The sequence below is a fragment of the Steroidobacter sp. genome (genome assembly GCF_016790065.1).
GTDB lineage: Bacteria > Pseudomonadota > Gammaproteobacteria > Steroidobacterales > Steroidobacteraceae > Steroidobacter.
Window position 1 is genome coordinate 1 of record NZ_JAEUPY010000807.1, and the last position, 3,199, is coordinate 3,199.

Genomic DNA, 3,199 nt, shown 5'->3' on the forward strand with positions numbered 1-3,199 from the left:
ACACGCCGCCGGGCAAGCTCCGCTCGCCACGCAGTGCTTCGACACGAAAGCGCAAATCGACATTCCGATCCTGACCTTGAGTGCGCAGCAGATCGCGCTCACCCAACACAGCTGCGATCTGCAAAGCCGTGGTCTGCAAACCAACTTCCGCGCCACGCACGATCATGTGCGCTAGCCGTGGATGCGTCGCCATTCGCGCCAGCGTACGACCGTGTTCCGTTACGCGGCCGTCCGTTGCGATGGCATCGAGAGAACGCAGCAGATCGCGAGCTTGCGAAAAAGTGGCGGACGGCGGCGGATCCAACCAGCGCAGCGTGGCAGGGTCGGCAATGCCCCAATTCGCCAGCTCCAATGCCAGCGGCGCCAGATCGGCGCCGACGATTTCAGGTGAAGTCTGCGCAGGCAGCGAAGCGTGTTCGACTTCGCTCCACAGCCGATAACACGTACCCGCTTGCACTCGTCCGGCTCGACCGCGACGCTGATCAGAAGAAGCGCGAGAGATGCTGCCCAGCTCCAGACGACCCATGCCGGTCACAGGATCGAAGCGCGAGCGACGTTCCTGCCCGCTATCGACGACGATGCGCACACCTTCGATGGTGAGGCTGGTCTCAGCGATGTTGGTAGCGAGCACGATCTTGCGTTCACCGCTGCGACTGGGCTGGATCGCGGCATCCTGTTCCTGGGCCGCCAGTTCACCAAACAACGGAAACACTCGCGTACCTGCCGGGAGCGATGTTTCTTCCAAGAACCGTTGCGCGCGTCGAATCTCGCCCTGGCCAGGAAGGAAGGCGAGCACATCGCCGTCCTCAACCTCGATGGCACGAGCGATAGTGCGAGCGAGGATCTGTGCCATATCTTCGTATTGAGGCCGCGAGCTGCGCACATCGAGTCGCTCGCGATAATGCGTGGTTACCGGGAAAGCACGACCTTTGGCAGTCACGATGGGCGCATCGCCGAGAAGTTTTGCGACCGCTGCGCCATCGAGCGTCGCGGACATCACCAGCAAGCGCAGATCCTCACGAACCGTCTCTTGCGCATCCAAGCACAGCGCCAAACCGAGATCGGCATTCAAACTGCGTTCGTGGAACTCATCGAAGATCACCAACGCCACGCCTTCCAAGGTCGCGTCACGTTGTAGCCAGCGAGTGAGGATGCCTTCGGTGACGACTTCGATGCGCGTGTCCTTGCTGACCTTGGTTTCCAGTCGCGTGCGATACCCAACGGTGCGTCCGACCGCTTCGCCGAGCGTATAAGCCATGCGAGTGGCAACGGCGCGGGCGGCCAGCCGGCGAGGTTCGAGCATCACGATGCGAGCATCGCCACGCCAGGGTTGATCGAGAAGTGCGAGCGGCACGCCAGTGGATTTACCGGCGCCAGGCGGCGCCTGAAGCACGACGTTGCGATGGTCGATCAAGGCGCGCCGCAGGTCGGGCAACGCCAGTTCGATGGGAAGGGGGACTGCTGGACGGTTCACCGCGGCATTATCGACGATCGGCCGTCCAAAGGGCTATAACCCTAGACACTTCAGTTACTTATAAACAGCCACCCGTTCCTGACAACTTCGTAAGCTGCGGGTCATGTTCCGGTGGCTGGCGTTCGGCTATGTTCCTCCCAGCCTCCCAAAAGGCATTCGCGTCGATTCTTTCCTATGTCTATTCGATTCCCCCAATCCCGTGGCGCCTTGATCGGCGCGGCTGTGGCCACCCCGTTGGTGCTGCTCATTGGCTGGCGGCTGGTGTCCGGCAGCCTGGCCGCCGATCCGCCGCGTGGGCCGCCGCCGGTGCCCGTCTCCGTCGTGAATGTCGAGCAGCGCGATGTGCCGCAGCTCGCGGCCGGTATCGGCACGGTGCAGTCGTTGCACAACGTGGTGTTGCGGCCGCAGGTCAGCGGCATAGTCACCGACGTGTTGTTCGAAGAAGGTCAGAACGTGAAACGCGGCCAACTGTTGGCCCGCATCGACGATCGCACCATCCTCGCCAATCTGCGCCAGGCCGAAGCCGAGAAAGCCCGTAACGAAGCGCAGTTGAAAGCAGCGAAGCTCGATAAGTCCCGTTACGACAATCTGCTCGCCGAAGAAGCCATCTCGCGGCAGACCGTCGAGCAACAAGTGGCGCAGGTGGAGCAGCTCGAAGCGGCGATTCGCGCCAACGAAGCGACCATCGCGGCTCAGCAAGTGCAGCTGTCGTACACCAAGATCACTTCGCCGGTGAACGGTCGCGTCGGTCTGCGTCATGTCGATCTGGGCAATCTGGTGCAGATCGGTGATACCTCGGGCTTGGTCACTGTGACCCAAGTCGATCCGATCTCCGTGATTTTCACCTTGCCCCAAGAGTTACTGGGCAGAGTGCAGGGACTTACGCAAGGCGACTCTTATGCGCACGTCGGCGCTTACGATCGCGACGGCGGTGTGTTGTTGGGCGACGGCAAGCTCACCACCATCGACAATCAGGTCGACGCGAGCACCGGCACGATTCGGATGCGCGCCGAGTTCGTGAACAAAGAAGGCAAGTTGTGGCCCGGTCAATTCGTGACCGTGCGTTTGCAGACGGGTGTGAGCGGCAACGCGTTGGTCGTGCCTGCGCGTACTGTGCGCCAAGGCTTGAATGGGCCGTTCGTTTTCCGAGTGCGCGACAAGCAGGCTGAAGTCGTGCAAGTCGAAGTCGGCTACAGCAACGATGAGATCGCTGTGATTCAAGCGGGTCTGGCCCAGGGCGACAGCATCGTCTCCGATGGTCACTCGCGACTCACACCGAATGCCAAAGTGAAATTGGTCGAGGGCCCGAGCGCGCTGGCGGCTGCCGGCCCCCAAGGGAGCGCGGGGCGATGAGCTCTGACAACCTGCCGCCGGTGAGTCGCGCACATGCGAGTCTCACGCGTCCCGGTTTGTCGGATTGGTTCATCAATCATCCCATCGGCACCACGCTGCTCACCATCGGCATCGTGCTGTTGGGCATCGTCGCGTTTCCGTTGCTGCCCGTCGCGCCGATGCCGGAAGCCGAGCTGCCGACGATGCAGATCAACGCCGGCCTGCCGGGGGCCAGCCCCGAGACCATGGCTTCGGCGGTGGCGACGCCGTTGGAAGTGCAGTTGAGCTCGGTGCCGGGCATCAGCGAGATGACGTCGACCAGCTCGCTCGGCAACACGCAAATCACTTTGCAGTTCGTGTTGAACAAGAACATCGACGTGGCCGCACAGGAAG

The 3,199-nt window shown here is 62.1% G+C and carries 3 protein-coding genes; 2 read left to right on the forward strand and 1 reads right to left on the reverse strand.

Annotation, left to right across the window (positions count from 1 at the left end):
• The coding region (gene hrpB / locus JNL55_RS32720) for an ATP-dependent helicase HrpB (protein WP_293864638.1) at positions 1–1,474 on the reverse strand (1,474 nt) is incomplete at its 3' end.
• Positions 1,475–1,648: 174 nt separating this feature from the next.
• Here hrpB and JNL55_RS32725 point away from each other — a divergent pair.
• Positions 1,649–2,827 (forward strand): efflux RND transporter periplasmic adaptor subunit, encoded by a 1,179-nt coding sequence (locus JNL55_RS32725; RefSeq protein ID WP_293864641.1) that lies wholly within the window; start codon positions 1,649–1,651, stop codon positions 2,825–2,827.
• The coding region (locus tag JNL55_RS32730; protein WP_293864644.1) for an efflux RND transporter permease subunit at positions 2,824–3,199 on the forward strand (376 nt) is incomplete at its 3' end. The genes JNL55_RS32725 and JNL55_RS32730, both read left to right, overlap by 4 nt.